This window comes from Pseudomonas fluorescens (assembly GCF_000802965.1).
Classification (GTDB): Bacteria; Pseudomonadota; Gammaproteobacteria; order Pseudomonadales; family Pseudomonadaceae; genus Aquipseudomonas; species Aquipseudomonas fluorescens_A.
In genome coordinates, this window is the sequence record NZ_JSAK01000020.1 from 1 (window position 1) to 19,164 (window position 19,164).

Here is a 19,164-nt window from a genome sequence, read left to right on the forward strand (position 1 = left end):
TTTTCAATCAGCGCCAACAGGCAGATTTCAATTACACCTGTTGGCCCACATAAAATGGGTTAATTGTAAGACACGACGTGCCGTTTGACTTCATGTTGAAAACGACCGAAGGCTGGTTTTAACTGACGAACCGAAGACCATCCACAGGAAGCTCCAGGCGTATGCCTTGTGGGATTCATCGGTTATGGGGGTGAGTTAAGAAACGGTTTTGTTACGCACCCGCTACATTCACCTTTCCGTTAACTGAAACGCGGCCAAAGACTTGAACATCAGTGACATGAGCGTCGTTTTCGGGAACAAGGCTGTTTAAGTGGTGTGCGATTTAGCACCAAAAACCCTCAGCCTTCTCAGACTTTTCCTTCGAAAAGTAGGGCATCCATGAACTAGGCGCCTTGCAGATAGGCAGATAACCTCTGTTCGTCACCGCAAAAAACGGTGACACGGACGTGCAAGTCCGGATTCGGCATTCATTCGGTTATAGCTATTCACCGAGCGTTTTCTTATGCTCGCGGATCGTTATGGCGGCTGTGTGTGGGAGACCTTCGGGTCTGCCGGTTTACCGAGTCCGGTCTTGCACACCTATACACAGCTGCCACCCTTTTCGAAGCAAGCGAATCGGATTGGCCTCATAACTCGGTGACATTCAAATGTTCAAACCAAGCCCCAATCCGCCGGAATCAGATACGGTATCGCCCTACGAAAGCCTCGATTCAAAGAAACTCCACGAAGCCGCTGAACGCGCCCTCGACCACCATCTCGCCCCACCCAAGCCCGCTCCAACAAAACGCACCGGCCAACTCTTCAGCGTCTGCCCAGACATCAACACCGAAGCCCTCCTCGCCAACGCCTCCGAAGACCTGCTCTCCATCAGCGCCATCGCCGCCGACCTCGCCGACGATGTGGATGGCTCGCGCCGTTCCGTAGCCTTGGCGCTCAGTCGTATGGCCGACGGTGTGCATTTGTTGGTGGAGCAGGCGCTGGATCATCTGGATGAACCGGAAATGGCAGCGATCGTTGCCAGGCAACACAGTCGTGTCGGCTAGGTAGGAGCCGGCTTGCTGGCGATGGCGTCAATGAGAGCACCATCGCCAGCAAGCCGGCTCCTACAAAGTGCAGTATTCCAGGCACAAAAAATGGGCACCCAACCTGGTTGGCGTGCCCATTTTTTCCACTCCCCCGCTACGCGGGCGGTGCAGACGGATTACGGATTGACGCTGTCTTTCAACGATTTGCCTGGCTTGAAGGCAACGGTGTTGCTGGCCTTGATTTTGACGGGCTCACCGGTTTGCGGGTTTTTGCCGGTGCGGGCGCCGCGATGGCGTTGCAGGAAGGTGCCGAAACCCACCAGCGTCACGCTGTCTTTGCGGTGCAGGGCGCCGGTGATTTCTTCGAGGACGGCGTTGAGAACGCGGTTGGCCTGCTCTTTGGTGAGGTCTGCTTTTTCAGCAATTGCTGCGGCGAGTTCTGGTTTACGCATATTAGTGAAGCCCCTTTGACGGTTTTTTGTTGTTATGTCCGTGCTGCTCTCTGTGGAGCAGCGCCCAAAGCGCCGCAGGTGCTCTACTCTGCGGCAGACGGGAGTGAGGATGGCACGCAGCGAGGTGCCGCGCCAGTGTCGGCGCGGCCAATGTAGGGGCAAAAGGGGGGTGATTCCGACAGAACGACCGGTATTTACGCCAGCAGTGCCGGAAGCTCTTTGTTCAGGGCCAGTTTTTCCATCACGGCCGCGCCTGTCAGGGCATATCCGAGCAGTTTGCCGCTGGCATCACGGCATAAAACCTTGATGTCGGCGCCCTGCCCTTCGACGGTCCAGACGCCTTCCGTACCCCGTGGCGGCGGGGATACCACCAACGGGCACACCGGGGTTTTGACGGTGATCGGCATCGGGCCGTAGTTGACCCGCGTCGGGTTGCCGGCGAGGGTTTGCGCCAGCGCTCTCGCACAGCTCATCAGGGGCATCACGTACAGCAAGTTCAGCCCATCGACCTCGGCGCAGTCACCCAGGGCGTAGATGTTGGCGTGGGAGGTTTGCAGGTGACGGTCGACCACCACGCCGCGATTGACTTGCAGGCCGGCAGCGGCGGCCAGGTCGATGCGCGGGCGCAGGCCAATGGCCGAGACCACCACGTCGCACGGGATGACCTGGCCATCGGATAGATGCGCTTGCAGACCATCTTCAACCCGTTGCAGGCGATTGAGCACCGGCCCGAGGTGGAAGCGCGCGCCGAGGCTTTCCAGCCCGGCCTGCACCGCAGCAGCAGCTGCCGGGTGCAACAGGGTCGGCATGACTTGTTCGCATGGCGCCACCAATTGCACTTCGTAGCCGCCCAGGCTCAGGTCGTTGGCGAACTCGCAGCCAATCAGGCCGGCGCCGAGCAGCAACACGCGACGTTTGCCAGCCGCGGCGGCACGAAAGCGTGCGTAGTCTTCGAGGTCGTTGATCGGGAACACGCAGTCCGCCGCGTCACCTTCGATGGGCACGCGCACGGTTTCGGCGCCCCAGGCCAGGATCAGGTCGCGATAGATGACCGATTCTTCGCCGATCCACAGGCGCTTGTGGCCCGGGTCGATGCCGCTGATGCGCGTGTGGGTGCGCACTTCGGCTTTCAACTGCTCGGCCATGGCGCCCGGTTCGGCCATGCTCAGGCCGTCGGCATCCTTGTTTTTGCCGAAACCGGTGGAGAGCATCGGCTTGGAGTAAGAGCGCCCGTCATCGGCGGTAATCAGCAGCAGCGGGGTTTCGCCATCGAGTTTGCGAAACTCGCGGGCAAGGTTGTAGCCAGCCAGGCCGGTGCCGACGATGACAACAGGTGCGTTCATTCCTTACTCCTCTGGGTGTCTTAGTTGATTTCGATCATTTCGAAATCCATTTTGCCGACGCCGCAATCCGGGCACAGCCAGTCTTCCGGCACGTCTTGCCACAGGGTGCCCGGCGCAATGCCGTCATCCGGCCAGCCGTCGGCTTCGTTGTAGATCAGGCCGCAGACTACACATTGCCACTTTTTCATTCCGGTACTTCCTCAAATTCAGGCTTTTACTGGCGCGAACGGTCGATGGATAAAGCGCTGCCGTCCGGCTCAGGGCGTTTTGTACTGATGGGGCCGGGCAGATGCAAGCCTGTTCGGCGCAACGGGCGGCCGGATCACTCAAATTTATAAGCTGACATGGTAAGCTCGCCGCCTCATTTGCTGCCAATAATGACTCACTGTGCCGCACTCAAAATCCCTGTTTTGGGCTCCCAGAAGCCAACTCGCTCCCCTCCCCGACGCCACCATCCTCGACTGGTTGTTCGATGAAGGTTCGCTGACCAGACGCCTCATTCAGCTATCGAATGATGCGTTCAGTGTCACGCCGTTGTTCGAAGGCTGGCAGACCCTGCGCGCCGACGAATGCGCCGCGCTGGACCTGGCCGAAGGCAGCGAGGGTTGGGTGCGCGAGGTGTATTTGCGCGGTCATGGCGAGCCGTGGGTGTTCGCCCGCAGCGTCGCGTCGCGCAGTGCGTTGCAGGGCGATGGTTTGCACATGGACGAGTTGGGCAGCCGCTCCCTGGGCGAATTGCTGTTTTGCGATCACGCCTTCCAGCGCCGGGCCATCGAGGTTTGTCACTATCCTCAAGCGTGGCTGCCGATAGAAGTGCAGGCGCCAGCGTTGTGGGGCCGCCGTTCGCGCTTCGACCGTGGCGCCTTGAGCGTGCTGGTGGCCGAAATTTTCCTGCCGACCCTGTGGAACGCCGCCCGCGTCCATCCGGAGAATTGCTGATGTACCAGAGCCTGCTCAAGTCCCTGAACCGCTTGAACCCACGGGCCTGGGATTTCATTCAGCTGACGCGCATGGACAAGCCGATCGGCATTTATCTGCTGTTGTGGCCGACTTTGTGGGCATTGTGGATTGCCGGCAAAGGCTCGCCGTCCCTGGCCAACATCGTGATTTTCGTCCTCGGCGTGGTGCTGACCCGCGCCGGCGGTTGCGTGATCAATGATTGGGCGGACCGTAAAGTCGACGGGTACGTGAAGCGCACCGAACAACGGCCGCTGGTGAGCGGCAAGATCAGTTCCAGGGAAGCGTTGGTGTTCTTCGCGCTGCTGATGGGCGTGAGTTTCCTGCTGGTTCTGTGCACCAATGCCGCGACGATTTGGCTGTCACTCGGCGGCTTGGCGCTGGCGTTCAGTTACCCGTTCATGAAGCGTTACACCTATTACCCGCAAGTGGTGTTGGGCGCGGCGTTTTCCTGGGGTATGCCGATGGCGTTCACCGCCGAAACCGGTGAATTGCCGGCAGCGGCGTGGTTGCTGTACATCGCTAACCTGATGTGGACGGTGGGTTACGACACCTATTACGCGATGACTGATCGCGACGATGATTTGAAGATCGGGGTGAAATCCACGGCGATTCTGTTTGGCGAGGCGGACCGGGTGATCATCCTGACCTTGCAAGGGCTGGCGCTGGGTTGCCTGTTGCTGGCCGGGTCAAAATTCGAGCTCGGTGGCTGGTTCCACCTTGGGTTGGCGGTGGCGGCGGGCTGTTTTGCCTGGGAGTTCTGGTACACCCGTGGTAAGGATCGGATGCGTTGCTTCAAGGCGTTTTTGCACAACCATTGGGCCGGGTTGGCGATTTTTGTCGGGATTGTGCTGGATTACGGGTTGCGTTGAGGATTTTAAAAGATCGCAGCCTTCGGCAGCTCCTACAGGGGGCTGCGATCTTTTTTGGATTACGGTTATTTTTGCGACTCGTGCATGACGTGCCAGACGTCTTTCATGTTGTCACCGACCATGTCGCCGGGTTTTTTGTCCTTCACGAACGTATACAGCGGCTTGCCGTCGTAAGCGTATTGACTCGTACCGTCATCGCGCTTGATGACGCTCCACTTGCCTGAAGTCGTGGCACCCGCCGGCGCCATCATCGGTGGCCAGTTTTTGGCGCACTCGTCATTACACATCGACTTGCCGCCGGAGTCCTTGTCGAACGTGTACAGGGTCATGCCCTTGTGGTCGACCATCATCCCGTCTTTCATCATCGCCGGGTCGGCGGCGAAGGCCATGGTCGGCAGCGTTAGCGCCGCAGTAACCAACAGGGCCTTCCAGGATTGAGCAAGGTGATTCATGGAAACCTTCCTTTTGTGGTTGTCAGGATTCGGACTTAGAGCTTAGTCCAGGTTCATGACAATCGCCGGGCGACTAAAATACTGTCACACGACTGCAATAATTCCGTTATCTAATGCGGCGCAAGACAGTTAAATGACAAGAGGATTAAGGCATGGTTGGCAGGAGCATTCTGATCGTCGACGACGAAGCGCCCATTCGCGAAATGATCGCCGTTGCGTTGGAAATGGCCGGCTATGACTGTCTGGAGGCGGAGAACTCCCAGCAGGCCCACGCCATTATCGTCGACCGCAAACCGGACCTGATCCTGCTCGACTGGATGCTGCCCGGCACCTCCGGTATCGAACTGGCCCGCCGCCTCAAGCGTGATGAGCTGACCGGGGATATCCCGATCATCATGCTTACCGCCAAGGGCGAAGAGGACAACAAGATCCAGGGCCTGGAAGTCGGCGCGGACGACTACATCACCAAACCGTTTTCCCCCCGCGAGCTGGTCGCACGCCTCAAAGCCGTGCTGCGTCGCGCCGGGCCTACCGATGGCGAGGCGCCAATTGAAGTCGGTGGCCTGTTGCTCGACCCAATCGGCCACCGCGTGACCATCGACGGCAAACCGGCGGAAATGGGCCCGACCGAATACCGCCTGCTGCAATTTTTCATGACCCACCAGGAACGCGCCTACACGCGCGGCCAGTTGCTGGATCAAGTCTGGGGCGGCAACGTCTATGTCGAGGAACGCACCGTGGACGTGCACATCCGGCGCCTGCGCAAAGCCCTCGGCGACGCCTACGAAAATCTGGTACAAACCGTGCGCGGCACTGGTTACCGCTTTTCTACCAAAGCCTGACGGCAGCTACGAGCTTCAAGCTGAAAGCCAAGCCGCTTCAAACTTGAGGCTTGAAGCTTGAAGCTAAAAGCTGCTTCTCTGACAAGGACGCGCGTTCAAGTGAACCAAAACTGGCATGGCACCCTGATTCGCCACATGCTGCTGCTGGTCACCGCTTGCCTGGTGATTGGTCTGATCACCGGCTACTACGGCTGGAGCCTCGCGGCTGGCCTGGGTATTTACCTGGCCTGGACGCTCAAGCAATTGCTGCGTCTGCATGAGTGGCTGCGCCTGCACAAACCGGATGAAGCGCCGCCCGATGGCTACGGCCTGTGGGGTGAGGTGTTCGACAGCATCTACCACCTGCAACGTCGTGACCAACGGGTTCGCGGACGCTTGCAAGCGGTGATCGACCGGGTTCAGGAATCCACGGCCGCGTTGAAAGACGCCGTGGTCATGCTCGACAGCGACGGCAATCTGGAATGGTGGAACCGCGCCGCTGAAACCTTGCTGGGCCTCAAGACGCCACAAGACAGCGGCCAACCCGTGACCAACCTGGTGCGCCACCCGCGCTTCAAGGAATATTTCGAGCAGGACAGCTACGCGGAGCCGCTGGAAATCCCCTCGCCGACCAACGACCGGATGCGCATTCAGCTGTACATCACGCGCTACGGCAACAACGAACACTTGATGCTGGTGCGCGACGTGACGCGCATCCATCAGCTGGAACAGATGCGCAAAGACTTCATCGCCAACGTATCCCATGAGCTGCGCACGCCGCTGACGGTGATCTGCGGCTACCTGGAAACCCTGCTCGACAACGTCGAAGACGTGAACCCGCGCTGGACCCGCGCCCTGCAGCAGATGCAGCAGCAAGGCGGGCGCATGCAGACGTTGCTCAACGACTTGCTGTTGCTGGCCAAACTGGAAGCCACCGATTACCCGTCGGACAACCAGCCGGTGGCCATCGACGGTTTGCTTCAGTCGATCAAAAGCGATGCGCAACAGCTGTCCGGCCAGAAAAACCAGCGCATTACCCTGGAAGCCGACCCGACGATTCTGCTCAAGGGCAGCGAAGCCGAATTGCGCAGCGCGTTTTCCAACCTGGTGTTCAACGCCGTGAAATACACCCAGGCCGAAGGCAACATCCGCATTCGCTGGTGGGGCGACGAGCAAGGCGCGCACCTGAGCGTGCAGGATTCCGGGATCGGCATCGACACCAAACATCTGCCGCGCCTGACCGAGCGTTTTTACCGCGTCGACTCCAGCCGCAACTCGAACACCGGCGGCACCGGCCTCGGCCTGGCCATCGTCAAACACGTGCTGTTGCGCCACCGTGCGCGCATGGAAATCAGCAGCGTGCCGGGCCACGGCAGTACGTTTACCTGCCATTTCGCCCCTGCCCAGGTCAGCCAATCCAGAGTCATCAGCGCGGCTGACTGATACCGGCCAGCACGCGCCACTAGGCAATCGACAAGTCAGCCGCTACATTGGCTGACTTGTGCCTGCCTTTCAGGTACACATTTTTCTTTCCTTTTGAATTCACGGAACCCGCAAAACTCCATCATGGACCCTTCCCCTGGCTTGACCCTCGCAACAATATTCGCCGATTTCGGCATGATTCTTTTTGCTCTGATCCTGGTTTTGCTCAACGGCTTTTTCGTTGCGGCGGAATTTGCCATGGTCAAACTGCGCTCGACCCGGGTCGAAGCCATCGCTGAACAACACGGCTGGCGCGGGCACATCCTGCGCACCGTGCACAGTCAGCTCGATGCCTACCTGTCGGCGTGCCAATTGGGTATCACCCTCGCCTCCCTGGGCCTCGGCTGGGTCGGTGAGCCGGCGTTCGCGCACCTTCTGGAGCCGTTGCTGGAAACCATCGGCGTGCAATCCGCCGAAGTGGTCAAGGGTGTGTCGTTCTTCACCGCGTTCTTCATCATTTCGTACCTGCACATCGTGGTCGGCGAACTGGCCCCGAAATCCTGGGCGATCCGCAAACCCGAGCTGCTGTCGCTGTGGACCGCCGTGCCGCTGTACCTGTTTTACTGGGCCATGTACCCGGCCATTTACCTGCTCAACGCCAGCGCCAACCAGATTTTGCGCATCGCCGGCCAGGGTGAACCCGGCCCGCATCACGAGCACCATTACAGCCGTGAAGAACTGAAACTGATCCTGCACTCCAGCCGTGGCCAGGACCCGAGCGACCAAGGCATGCGCGTATTGGCCTCGGCGGTGGAAATGGGTGAACTGGAAGTGGTCGACTGGGCCAACTCCCGCGAAGACCTGGTGACCCTGGAGTTCAATGCACCGCTCAAGGAAATCCTGGCGATGTTCCGTCGCCACAAGTTCAGCCGTTATCCGGTGTACGACAGCGAGCGCCAGGAGTTCGTCGGCCTGCTGCATATCAAGGATTTGTTGCTGGAACTGGCAGCACTGGACCACATTCCCGAGTCGTTCAACCTGGCCGAGCTGACCCGCCCGCTGGAGCGCGTGTCCCGGCACATGCCGCTGTCGCAACTGCTGGAACAGTTCCGCAAGGGCGGCTCGCACTTCGCCGTGGTCGAAGAGGCCGACGGCAACATCATCGGCTACCTGACCATGGAAGACGTGCTGGAAGTGCTGGTGGGCGACATTCAGGACGAACACCGCAAGGCCGAGCGCGGCATCCTCGCTTATCAGCCGGGCAAACTGCTGGTGCGGGGCGATACGCCGTTGTTCAAAGTCGAGCGACTGTTGGGTATCGATCTGGATCACGTTGAAGCCGAAACACTTGCCGGGCTGGTTTACGAAAGCCTGAAGCGGGTGCCGGAAGAGGAAGAAGTGCTGGAAGTCGAAGGACTGCGGATCATCATCAAGAAGATGAAAGGACCGAAGATTGTGTTGGCCAAGGTGTTGATGCTGGACTGATACACACCTCGGCTGAACGATTACTCATGTGGCGAGGGAGCTTGCTCCCGCTGGGCTGCGAAGCGGCCCCAATCCTGCAACCGCGATCCTTCAGATCAACCGCATTCACCGGATTAACGGCTGCTGCGCAGCCGAGCGGGAGCAAGCTCCCTCGCCACAATAAGTCTTCGCAAGCCCTCGTTATTGCTTGCCCACCACAAAGTTGGGCAACGCACCCACCGATTGGTTGAACTGATACGGGATCGATACCAGCCCCATCCCGGTATTGCGCTGCACCACGAAATGCAGGTGCGGGCCGCTACTGTTGCCGGTATTGCCCGATAGCGCCAGTGGGCTGCCCACTGCCACCTGCTGCCCCTCCCGAACGCTGACCGAGCCTTTTTTCAGGTGCAGGTACACGCCCATCGTCCCGTCATTGTGCAGCACCCGCACAAAGTTGCCTGACGCGTCGGTGCCACGCCCGTCCTGGCTGTTTTCAGTCTTGATCACCACCCCGCCCCGCGCGGCAATGATCGGTGTGCCTTCGGGCATGGCGATGTCGATGGCGTAGCGGTTCTTCGGCCCGAAGTGGCTGTATTGGCCGTTGGCGCCCTGACTCACCCGAAACGGCCCGCCACGCCAGGGCAACGGGTATCGATAGGCCATGGAGGCACCTGCGGGGTCGCCCAGGGAATATTCGAACTTGGGAACGTAGGCAATCGGCCTTTCGGCCTGCGTCGCCGTGAGCATCGCCAGACGGATGCTGCTGCGTGCCGGCATCACCCGCCGAATCGGCCGGCTCGGCGCGCCGCTGACATTCTTCAACCCGGCGAAACTCAACTCGATCTCGACCGGTGCATACAGGTCGTTGCGCACATAAACGCTGTCCACGCCTTCCTTCTTCATGATCACCAGGTACACCTGACGCTCAAGGTGCTCGACCATGCGATCGCGAAAAGTGAACACCGTGGAGCCTTTCGTGGGGCGGTCGCTGTAGGAGACCACTCCATTGGTGTCGGTGGACTTGTAGATGGTCACGGCTACTGCTGAGGAGGCAGCCATGAACAGTCCGCAGAAAAAAAGCAGGCGCGCGAGCATGGGCGAGATTCTGTCGAGTAGGGTCTGGAGTGAGCCTAGCAGTCGGAATTGACCTGTGTAGTCGGCAGATGTTTCAAAATTGGCCGGTGTAGATCGATCAGGCTGGCTGGAGTGGCTCGCGCGGCAATATACAAATGTCGACAGACAAATGGGCCGACGAAGACAAATTCACCAAGGCATCGAGTGAAAATTTGTCGATTTTGCCGCTGAGAACATCGTTCAGTCGCGGCTGGCTGATGCCCAGTCGCTTGGCCGCCTCCTTTTGCGACAGTTCCCAAGCCTGAACGGTTTTGCCCAGTTCCAGCATCAGCTTGGACCGCAGGCGCATGTTTGCAGCTTCCTGGGGAGTATCTTCCAGTGCATCCCAAATACTGGCAAAGCGCTGGGTCTGGTTCTGATCATCCGTCATTTGATTAACCTATTTCCTTCAGTCTAGCCCGTGCCAGTTCGATATCCCGTACTTCAGTTTTTCGTGTGGTCTTGTGCAAGGCGTGCAGCACATAAACGGCTTCAGGCCGGCTGACGACATAAAATACCCGGTACGCCCCTGACTCTTCGGTAATTCTGATTTCATTGACGCCCCGGCCAACTGTTTTCATCGGCCTCCAGTCAAAAGGCTCTTCGCCCTGCTGCAAGAGATCCAGCTGAAACCCCGCAGCTCTTCGCGCATCCAGCGGGAAAGCTTTCAAATCCTTGAGTGCGGTCGCGATAAACACCACATCCTTGTGCCTTGGCATCGACGTCTCCTGTTGCTGACAGAAAAAGCGTAATCGATGACTTGGGGATCGGTAGATCGAGGTTGTTTCAAGGCGTGGCCGGGATGGAGCACTAACAATCAGGCTATATCAGAACAGATATAAATCAAGTCGCGGGGGCGAGATATCAGACGTGCGGGATGGAAATGACCCCATCGCGAGCAAACTCGCGATGGCGGACTAGCAGGCGAAGCCGATCTTAGGCGCCCGGAATGAAATGCTTCTGCGCCGTACCGCGCGCAATCAGCCGGGAGATGTAATCGAGTTTTTGCGCATCTTGATCGACGAAGCGGAAGGTCAGTTGCAGCCAGTCGCTGTCGGGCTTTGGCTCGTGGGCGACGATGGCGTGCAGGTAGCCGTTCAGACGTGCGGTTTCAGCGTTGTCGCCTTGCTCCAGGTCCAGTACGGCGCTATCGAGCACTTGTGGCAGGGTTTCCGAGCGTTTCACCACCAACAGCGCTTCTTTGAGGCTGAGCGCCTTGATAACGCATTGCTGAATGCCGTTCGGCAGGCGCAATTGACCCTGACCACGCCCGCCCCCGGCGCCAGCGGCCGCTGCCGGCGCCTTGACCGGCGGGCTGTTGAGCAAACCACGGGACGGTGCGGCAGCGGGTGCGGCAGGCGTTGGCGCGACCACGGCAGCTTTGCCGCCGGTCAATGCGTTCAGGGAATCGTTGCCGAACGCCGAGCTGGTTTTGGTCGCGGCGACGCTCATCAACGAGTCGAGTTTGCCGACCTTGTGCAGCGCCTGTTTAACCTTGGTGATCAGTTGCTCGTTGGTGAAGGGCTTGCTGACGTAGCCGGAAACGCCGGCCTGGATCGCCTGAACGACGTTCTCTTTGTCGCCACGACTGGTCACCATCACGAACGGCATGGCCTTCATGGATTCCTGCTCGCGACACCAGGTCAGCAGTTCCAGGCCGGACATTTCCGGCATTTCCCAGTCGCACAGGACCAGGTCGAACGCTTCACGCGTCAGCAGGGCTTGAGCCTTTTTGCCGTTGATTGCGTCTTCGATCCGCATGCCCGGGAAATAATTGCGCAGGCATTTCTTCACCAGGTCACGAATGAACGAGGCATCGTCCACGACCAACACACTGACCTTACTCATCCATAACCCCTTTAAAAAATCCCGGCAAGCATACCGTTTTGCTGATGGCACTTTGCCAAAAACCTTCAGTCACGCCGGGACTTTTCGTTCGCGGGTGCTGCTTTTGAAATTCGCAAACCACAAACAAAAACGCCCGGCCAAAAGGCCGGGCGCTTTACTTGGGCAATCTTACTTATCGTCAGATTTGCCCGGAACATTAGCGCTTTCGCCGCTGGTTCCTTCAACTTCTTCCTTCATGCGTTTGAGCCCCAGGTGACGTACGTCGGTGCCGCGCACCAGGTAAATCACCAGCTCCGAGATATTGCGCGCGTGGTCGCCGATGCGCTCCAGCGAACGCAGCACCCAGATAATGCTCAAGACCCGCGAGATAGAGCGCGGGTCTTCCATCATGTAGGTCGCCAGCTCACGCAGGGCGGTCTTGTATTCGCGGTCAATGATCTTGTCGTACTGCGCCACCGACAACGCCAGGTCGGCGTCGAAACGGGCAAAGGCGTCCAGCGCATCACGCACCATGTTGCGTACCTGGTCGCCGATGTGGCGAACCTCGACATAACCGCGCGGCGCTTCGCCTTCTTCACACAACTGGATGGCGCGACGGGCGATCTTGGTCGCTTCGTCACCGATGCGCTCCAGGTCGATCACCGATTTGGAGATGCTGATGATCAGGCGCAAGTCCGATGCCGCTGGCTGACGACGAGCCAGAATGCGCAGGCATTCTTCGTCGATGTTGCGTTCCATCTGGTTGATCTGGTCATCGATCTCGCGGACCTGCTGGGCCAGGCCGGAGTCGGCCTCGATCAGCGCGGTCACCGCGTCGTTGACCTGCTTCTCGACCAGCCCGCCCATGGCCAGGAGGTGGCTGCGCACTTCCTCAAGCTCGGCGTTGAACTGCGCGGAAATGTGGTGGGTAAGGCCTTCTTTACTAATCATCTATTTCGCTCCGCGAAAGTTGCAAGCTTCAAGCTGCAAGCTTCAAGCAGTTATGTATAAGTCCTGAAATCGCACCGCTTCTATCTTGCCGCTTGCAGCTTGTAGCTAGCGGCTGCCTCGACTAGCCATAACGACCGGTGATGTAGTCTTCGGTCTGCTTCTTCGCCGGATTGGTGAACAGGGTGTCGGTGTCGCCGAACTCCACCAGCTTGCCCATGTACATGAACGCCGTGTAGTCGGAAACCCGCGCGGCCTGTTGCATGTTGTGGGTCACGATGACGATGGTGAACTTCGATTTCAGTTCGTAGATCAGCTCTTCGACTTTCAGCGTCGAGATCGGGTCGAGTGCCGAGCACGGTTCGTCGAGCAACAGCACTTCCGGTTCCACGGCGATGGTGCGCGCGATCACCAGACGTTGCTGCTGACCACCGGACAGGCCCAATGCCGACTCATGCAGACGGTCTTTGACTTCGTCCCACAGCGCCGCGCCTTTCAATGCCCACTCGACGGCTTCGTCGAGCACGCGCTTCTTGTTGATGCCCTGGATTCGCAGGCCGTAAACCACGTTTTCGTAGATGGTTTTCGGGAACGGGTTGGGCTTCTGGAACACCATGCCGACGCGACGACGCAGTTCGGCCACGTCTTCGCCTTTACGGTAGATGTTGTTGCCGTACAGGTTGATCGCGCCTTCGACACGGCAGCCATCGACCAGGTCGTTCATGCGGTTGAAGGTCCGCAGCAGCGTGGACTTGCCGCAGCCGGACGGGCCGATGAAGGCGGTCACGCGCTGTTTAGGGATGTTCATGCTGACGTCGTACAGCGCTTGTTTGTCGCCGTAGAACAGGCTCAGGCCCGGCACTTCGATGGCAACGGTTTCCTGCTCAAGGCTCAGGCTCTGTTTGTCGCGACCCAGGGCCGACATGTTGATGCCGTGGGTATGTGTTTCGTGCTGCATGGGAGGCTCCCTGTGCTAACAAATTCGGTTCGTTGAACCACTGGCCTGGCCAGCGGGTTACTCAAATTCTATGTCTGTCGCGGTCCCTGTGGGAGCTGGCTTGCCAGCGATGCAGGCGCTGCGGTTTTTCAGTAACACCGCAGTGATGCCATCGCTGGCAAGCCAGCTCCCACAGGATTCGTATTAGCTGTCGAGTGCTTTGTACTTCTCGCGCAGGTGGTTACGGATGTACACCGCCGACAGGTTCAATGTCGCGATCACCAGCACCAGCAGCAGCGCTGTGGCGTATACCAGCGGTCGTGCAGCTTCGACGTTCGGGCTCTGGAAGCCGACGTCATAAATGTGGAAGCCCAGGTGCATGATCTTCTGGTCAAGGTGCAAGTACGGGTAGTTGCCGTCCACCGGCAGCGACGGCGCCAGTTTCACCACACCCACCAGCATCAGCGGCGCCACTTCACCGGCGGCGCGAGCCACGGCGAGGATCATGCCGGTCATCATCGCCGGGCTGGCCATCGGGATAACGATCTTCCACAAGGTTTCAGCCTTGGTCGCACCGAGGGCCAACGAGCCTTCGCGCACGGTGCGCGGGATTCGCGCCAGGCCTTCTTCAGTGGCCACGATCACCACCGGCACCGCCAGCAGCGCCAAGGTCAGCGAAGCCCAGAGCAGACCCGGCGTACCGAAGGTCGGCGCCGGCAGCGCTTCGGGGAAGAACAAGCGGTCGACCGAACCACCCAATACGTAAACAAAGAAGCCCAGGCCGAACACGCCGTAAACGATCGCCGGAACGCCAGCCAGGTTATTCACCGCAATCCGGATGATCCGGGTCAGTGTGTTCTGCTTGGCGTATTCACGCAGATACACCGCCGCCAGCACGCCGAACGGGGTGACGATCATCGCCATGATCAGGGTCATCATCACGGTGCCGAAGATCGCCGGGAAGATCCCACCTTCGGTGTTCGCTTCACGCGGGTCGTCCGACAGGAATTCCCAGATCTTGCTGAAGTAGAAACCGACCTTGGTGAACGTACTCATCGCGTTCGGCTGGTAGGCGTGAACCACTTTGCCCAGGCCGATTTCGATTTCTTTGCCGTTGGCATCACGAGCGGTGAGGCTGTCGCGGTTGAACTGCGCGTGAAGGTCGCCAAGACGCGCTTCGATGTCCTGATAACGGGCATTGAGTTCGGCGCGCTCGGATTCCATGTCCGCTTGCGCGGCCGCGTCGAGCTTGCCGTCCAGTTCCAGTTTGCGGCTGTGCAGACGGATGCGTTCGAGACCGGCGTTGATCGCACCGATATCTACCTTTTCCAGGGTCTTGAGTTGTGAGGCCAGCTGATTCACACGGTTGATCCGCGCTTGCAGCTCAGGCCAGGCAGCTTCGCCTTCAGCGATGACCTTGCCATCCTGTTTGACGTTGACCAGGTAGCCGTAGAAGTTGCCCCACTCGCGGCGCTCCAGCGCCATCAGCTCGACCGGGGTCTTCTGGTTGGTCAGCCACTCGCCGACGATCCACGTGAAGTCATTGCCGTTCAGGTCACGGTTGCCGACCTTGATCAGCTCACGAGTCATGAACTCCGGGCCTTCGTCCGGCACTGGCAAGCCAGCGCTTTTCAAACGCGCACGCGGCACTTCTTCCTTCTGTACCACTTCGCCGATGACCAGGTGATTGGCCTGGCCCGGCACGTCATAACTGGCGTGGATCAGGTCCGCCGGCCAGAAGTGACCCAGACCGCGCACGGCAATCACTGCCAGCAGGCCAATGGTCATGATGACCGCGATGGACACCGCGCCACCGCTGATCCAGACGCCGGGGGCGCCGCTCTTGAACCATCCTTTCAGGGAGTTCTGTTTCACAGACTTCTACCTTTGCTTAAAGCGACGAGTATTTCTTGCGCAGACGCTGACGAATCAGTTCCGCGAGGGTGTTCATGACGAAGGTGAACAACAGCAGCACCAGCGCCGAGAGGAACAGCACGCGGTAGTGGCTGCCGCCGACTTCCGACTCCGGCATTTCCACCGCGACGTTGGCGGCCAGGGTGCGCAGGCCTTCGAACAGGTTCATTTCCATGACCGGGGTGTTACCGGTGGCCATCAACACGATCATGGTTTCGCCGACCGCACGGCCCATGCCGATCATCAGCGCCGAAAAGATGCCCGGGCTGGCGGTGAGGATCACCACGCGCGTCATGGTCTGCCACGGCGTGGCACCGAGGGCCAGGGAGCCGAGGGTCAGGCCACGAGGTACGCTGAACACGGCGTCTTCGGCGATGGAGTAGATGTTCGGGATGACCGCGAAGCCCATGGCCAGACCGACCACCAGTGCGTTGCGCTGGTCGTAGGTGATGCCCAGGTCGTGGGAGATCCACATGCGCATGTCGCCGCCGAAGAACCAGTTCTCCATGAACGGGCTCATGTACAGCGAGAGCCAGCCAACGAAGAGGATCACCGGGATCAGGATGGCGCTTTCCCAGCCATCCGGCACTTTCAGGCGGATGGATTCAGGCAGGCGACTGAAGATGAAACCGGCGACCAGGATGCCGATCGGCAGCAACATCAGCAGGCTGAAGATCCCCGGCAAATGCCCTTCTACATACGGCGCGAGGAACAGACCGGCGAAGAAACCGAGGATCACCGTCGGCATCGCTTCCATCAGCTCGATCACTGGCTTGACCTTGCGGCGCATGCCCGGGGCCATGAAGTACGCGGTGTAGATCGCCGCGGCAACAGCCAGTGGAGCGGCCAGCAGCATGGCGTAGAACGCGGCTTTCAGGGTGCCGAAGGTCAGGGGTGACAGGCTCAGTTTCGGCTCGAAGTCGGTGTTGGCGGCGGTCGATTGCCAGACGTATTTAGGCTCGTCGTAGTTCTCGTACCAGACCTTGCTCCACAGCGCGCTCCACGAGACTTCCGGGTGCGGGTTGTCGAGCAGCAGCGGTTGCAGCTTGCCGCCGGCTTCGACGATCACGCGGTTGGCACGAGGCGACAGACCGAACAGGCCCTGGCCTTCGACCACTTGGTCGACCAGCAAAGTACGGTGCGCGGTGCTGTGGAACACGCCGAGCTTGCCGGAGGCGTCGAGGGCAACGAAGCCCTTGCGGCGCTCTTCAGCGGTGATTTCGACGATAGGCGTGGTGCCCATCTGGAAGGTGCGGATCTGCTTCAGGCGTTGCTCGCCATCCGGATCGCGAGCCATGAACCACTGGGCCAGGCCACCTTTGGAGTCGCCGAGGATCAGCGAGATACCGCCCACCAGTTGCGTACTGGCGGTGATTTCAGCGTCGCCGTTTTCCAGCAGTTTGTAGCGACCGTTGAGGCTCTTGTCGCGCAGGCTGAACACGTCGGCCTGGGCACGACCGTTAATCACGTACAGCCACTGCTGACGCGGGTCGACGAAGATGTTCTTCACCGGCTCGGTCATTTGCGGCAGGTCGATACGCTTCTGCTCGTTGGTGATTTCGCCGGTCATCATGTTTTCTTCGCTGGTCAGCGACAAAACATTGAGTTGCGAACCGGTGGCGCCCACCAGCATCAGGGTCGAATCGTTGGCGTTGAGGCTGACATGCTCCAGAGCGCCGCCGGCTTCATTCAGCGCAATGGGCGTTTCGCCGTACGGGTACTCAATGGCCGGCGAAATGGTCTTCTTGCCGTCCGGGTAGCTGACTTTGTAGGTGTGACGGAACACCAGTGCCTGGCCGTTGGAAAAGCCCACGGCCACCAGCGGTTGACCTGGCTGGTCGTCACCGATGGAAGTCACGGTGGCACCCGCCGGAACCGGCAGATCGACGCGCTTGAGTTCAGCGCCACTGTCGATGTCGAAGAACAACGCCTGGCCCTTGTCGGAAACCCGCATGGCGACCTGGTTCTGTTCTTCCAGGGAAATCATCAGCGGCTTGCCGGCGTCTTGCATCCAGGCCGGCGTGATGGCGTCCTTGGACGTCAGGCTGGCACCCTGGAACAGGGGCGCAACCACGTAGGCGAGGAAGAAAAAGATCAGCGTGATCGCACCGAGAACGGCGAGGCCGCCCACGAGGACGTACCAGCGGGTCAGGCGATCCTTGAGCGCGCGGATGCGGCGCTTGCGTTGCAGCTCAGGCGTATTGAAATCAATTCGCTTGGGGGGATTTGTAGTCATTGTGGAATTGGCCAGATCATTCATTCGCACACCCTAGCGATCCTGTATGACAGAAAGATGACAGTGCAGTGACGCAACAAATCCGCCGCTGGTGGTAGCCAGCAGTGGATCGGGAATTTGGGGGTTGTAGGAGCCGGCTTGCTGGCGATCCTGTCGACTCGGTCCGACGGGCTCACCGTGGTGATCCCATCGCCAGCAAGCCGGCTCCTACAGGTTCGGGGCGTGCCCCGGACCTAGGGTTTTACTTTTTTGCGACTTCAGCGCCGCCTTCCTGCAGACCCAGGTCAGCCAGTGCTTTTGCAGCAACCTTGGCTGGCAACGGGATGTAGCCGTCTTTCACTACAACTTCCTGACCCTGTTTCGACAGAACCAGTTTCACGAACTCGGCTTCCAGCGGGGCCAGAGGCTTGTTCGGGGCTTTGTTGACGTACACGTACAGGAAGCGCGACAGCGGGTACTTGCCGTTCAGGGCGTTTTCTTCGGTGTCTTCGATGAACTCGGTGCCGCCTTTCTTGGCCAGGGCCACGGTCTTCACGCTAGCGGTTTTGTAGCCGATGCCCGAGTAACCGATGCCGTTCAGCGAGGAGCTGATCGACTGCACGACCGAAGCCGAGCCTGGTTGTTCGTTGACGTTTGGCTTGTAGTCGCCTTTGCACAGGGCTTCTTCCTTGAAGTAGCCGTAGGTGCCGGATACCGAGTTACGGCCGAACAGTTGAACTGGCTTGTTGGCCAGGTCGCCGGTCACGCCCAGGTCGCCCCAGGTTTTAACGTCGGTTTTAGCGCCGCACAGACGAGTGGACGAGAAGATCGCGTCGACTTGTTCCATGGTCAGGTGCTGGATCGGGTTGTCCTTGTGTACGAATACCGCCAGGGCGTCCACGGCAACCGGGATAGCGGTTGGCTTGTAGCCATACTTCTGCTCGAAGGCCGCCAGTTCGGTGTCCTTCATCTTGCGGCTCATCGGGCCCAGGTTGGAGGTGCCTTCAGTCAGCGCAGGTGGCGCAGTGGCGGAGCCAGCGGCCTGAATCTGGATGTTTACGTTCGGGTATTCTTTTTTGTAGTTCTCAGCCCAGAGGGTCATGAGGTTGGCCAGGGTATCGGAACCGACGCTGGACAGGTTGCCCGACACACCAGTGGTCTTGGTGTAGCTCGGGATAGCAGGGTCAACAGCGGCAACCGCGTTGGCAGTCGCAACGCCAGCAGCGACAAAAGTCATTGCCGCCATCAAACGCTTCAGTTTCATGCCTTACTCCTAGCAGATAGGGTGTGTTAAGTCGGGGCCAAGTATCAGCAGGCCGTGTGAACACTCTATGGCTGAAATATGACAATTGGATGAAAGGCCAGTATTCGAGTTTTTACCGGATGATTCATGCGCCCC

General features: G+C 59.4%; 19 protein-coding genes. 6 read left to right on the forward strand and 13 right to left on the reverse strand.

Features of this window, described 5'->3' with window-relative positions; translation table 11 throughout:
* Positions 1 to 647 precede the first annotated feature (647 nt).
* Complete coding sequence (locus NL64_RS17430) at positions 648 to 1,043, forward strand: DUF6124 family protein (protein WP_034149321.1); 396 nt, start codon at positions 648 to 650, stop codon at positions 1,041 to 1,043.
* A gap of 158 nt (positions 1,044 to 1,201) precedes the next feature.
* Here NL64_RS17430 and NL64_RS17435 read toward each other — a convergent pair whose 3' ends face one another.
* The 3 genes from NL64_RS17435 to NL64_RS17445 all read right to left on the reverse strand — a co-directional run bounded on the left by NL64_RS17435 (position 1,202) and on the right by NL64_RS17445 (position 3,008).
* Entirely contained in the window at positions 1,202 to 1,477 is a 276-nt protein-coding gene (locus NL64_RS17435; RefSeq protein WP_003213368.1) for an HU family DNA-binding protein, read from the reverse strand.
* Positions 1,478 to 1,671: 194 nt separating this feature from the next.
* Positions 1,672 to 2,820 (reverse strand): NAD(P)/FAD-dependent oxidoreductase, encoded by a 1,149-nt coding sequence (locus NL64_RS17440; RefSeq protein WP_034149322.1) that lies wholly within the window; start codon positions 2,818 to 2,820, stop codon positions 1,672 to 1,674.
* A gap of 20 nt (positions 2,821 to 2,840) precedes the next feature.
* Positions 2,841 to 3,008 carry a rubredoxin gene (locus NL64_RS17445; protein ID WP_007954349.1) on the reverse strand — a complete coding sequence of 56 codons (168 nt, stop codon included), beginning with the start codon at positions 3,006 to 3,008 and terminating at the stop codon, positions 2,841 to 2,843.
* Between the two features lie 199 nt (positions 3,009 to 3,207).
* On the opposite strand from NL64_RS17445, the gene NL64_RS17450 reads away from it, so the two are divergent.
* Positions 3,208 to 3,759, forward strand: coding sequence for a chorismate--pyruvate lyase family protein (locus NL64_RS17450; RefSeq protein WP_034149323.1), 552 nt, complete (start codon positions 3,208 to 3,210; stop codon positions 3,757 to 3,759).
* Complete coding sequence (ubiA, locus tag NL64_RS17455) at positions 3,759 to 4,649, forward strand: 4-hydroxybenzoate octaprenyltransferase (protein ID WP_034149324.1); 891 nt, start codon at positions 3,759 to 3,761, stop codon at positions 4,647 to 4,649. Before NL64_RS17450 ends, ubiA begins: the two co-directional genes overlap by 1 nt.
* 65 nt (positions 4,650 to 4,714) lie before the next feature.
* Here ubiA and NL64_RS17460 read toward each other — a convergent pair whose 3' ends face one another.
* The gene (locus tag NL64_RS17460) at positions 4,715 to 5,101 is read right to left on the reverse strand and encodes a COG4315 family predicted lipoprotein (RefSeq protein ID WP_034149325.1); all 387 of its coding nucleotides are present in this window, start codon (positions 5,099 to 5,101) and stop codon (positions 4,715 to 4,717) included.
* A 152-nt stretch (positions 5,102 to 5,253) separates the two neighbouring features.
* Here NL64_RS17460 and phoB point away from each other — a divergent pair, with 152 nt between their 5' ends.
* The 3 genes from phoB (at position 5,254) to NL64_RS17475 (ending at position 8,829) form a co-directional block, all read left to right on the forward strand.
* The gene (phoB, locus tag NL64_RS17465; RefSeq protein ID WP_034149326.1) at positions 5,254 to 5,943 is read left to right on the forward strand and encodes a phosphate regulon transcriptional regulator PhoB; all 690 of its coding nucleotides are present in this window, start codon (positions 5,254 to 5,256) and stop codon (positions 5,941 to 5,943) included.
* Between the two features lie 135 nt (positions 5,944 to 6,078).
* On the forward strand, positions 6,079 to 7,365 hold the full coding sequence (phoR, locus tag NL64_RS17470) for a phosphate regulon sensor histidine kinase PhoR (protein WP_253277095.1): 1,287 nt from the start codon (positions 6,079 to 6,081) through the stop codon (positions 7,363 to 7,365).
* A gap of 123 nt (positions 7,366 to 7,488) precedes the next feature.
* On the forward strand, positions 7,489 to 8,829 hold the full coding sequence (locus tag NL64_RS17475) for a hemolysin family protein (RefSeq protein WP_034149328.1): 1,341 nt from the start codon (positions 7,489 to 7,491) through the stop codon (positions 8,827 to 8,829).
* A 180-nt stretch (positions 8,830 to 9,009) separates the two neighbouring features.
* Here NL64_RS17475 and NL64_RS17480 read toward each other — a convergent pair whose 3' ends face one another.
* The 9 genes from NL64_RS17480 to NL64_RS17520 form a co-directional block, all read right to left on the reverse strand.
* Positions 9,010 to 9,906: a peptidoglycan DD-metalloendopeptidase family protein gene (locus NL64_RS17480; protein WP_034149329.1), complete on the reverse strand. Its 897-nt coding sequence runs from the start codon at positions 9,904 to 9,906 to the stop codon at positions 9,010 to 9,012.
* Between the two features lie 97 nt (positions 9,907 to 10,003).
* Positions 10,004 to 10,315: a helix-turn-helix domain-containing protein gene (locus NL64_RS17485; RefSeq protein ID WP_034149330.1), complete on the reverse strand. Its 312-nt coding sequence runs from the start codon at positions 10,313 to 10,315 to the stop codon at positions 10,004 to 10,006.
* Positions 10,316 to 10,319: 4 nt separating this feature from the next.
* Positions 10,320 to 10,643 carry a type II toxin-antitoxin system RelE/ParE family toxin gene (locus NL64_RS17490; protein ID WP_034149331.1) on the reverse strand — a complete coding sequence of 108 codons (324 nt, stop codon included), beginning with the start codon at positions 10,641 to 10,643 and terminating at the stop codon, positions 10,320 to 10,322.
* A gap of 217 nt (positions 10,644 to 10,860) precedes the next feature.
* Positions 10,861 to 11,772: a response regulator gene (locus tag NL64_RS17495; RefSeq protein ID WP_034149332.1), complete on the reverse strand. Its 912-nt coding sequence runs from the start codon at positions 11,770 to 11,772 to the stop codon at positions 10,861 to 10,863.
* A 168-nt stretch (positions 11,773 to 11,940) separates the two neighbouring features.
* A complete protein-coding gene (gene phoU, locus NL64_RS17500) occupies positions 11,941 to 12,702 on the reverse strand; it encodes a phosphate signaling complex protein PhoU (RefSeq protein WP_034149333.1) in 762 nt (253 codons plus the stop codon).
* A 121-nt stretch (positions 12,703 to 12,823) separates the two neighbouring features.
* Positions 12,824 to 13,657, reverse strand: coding sequence for a phosphate ABC transporter ATP-binding protein PstB (gene pstB, locus NL64_RS17505; RefSeq protein WP_034149334.1), 834 nt, complete (start codon positions 13,655 to 13,657; stop codon positions 12,824 to 12,826).
* Between the two features lie 183 nt (positions 13,658 to 13,840).
* Positions 13,841 to 15,511 carry a phosphate ABC transporter permease PstA gene (pstA, locus tag NL64_RS17510; RefSeq protein ID WP_034149335.1) on the reverse strand — a complete coding sequence of 557 codons (1,671 nt, stop codon included), beginning with the start codon at positions 15,509 to 15,511 and terminating at the stop codon, positions 13,841 to 13,843.
* Between the two features lie 16 nt (positions 15,512 to 15,527).
* A complete protein-coding gene (locus NL64_RS17515; RefSeq protein ID WP_034149336.1) occupies positions 15,528 to 17,810 on the reverse strand; it encodes an ABC transporter permease subunit in 2,283 nt (760 codons plus the stop codon).
* A 217-nt stretch (positions 17,811 to 18,027) separates the two neighbouring features.
* Positions 18,028 to 19,029 carry a phosphate ABC transporter substrate-binding protein PstS gene (locus NL64_RS17520; protein WP_034149337.1) on the reverse strand — a complete coding sequence of 334 codons (1,002 nt, stop codon included), beginning with the start codon at positions 19,027 to 19,029 and terminating at the stop codon, positions 18,028 to 18,030.
* Positions 19,030 to 19,164 lie beyond the last annotated feature (135 nt).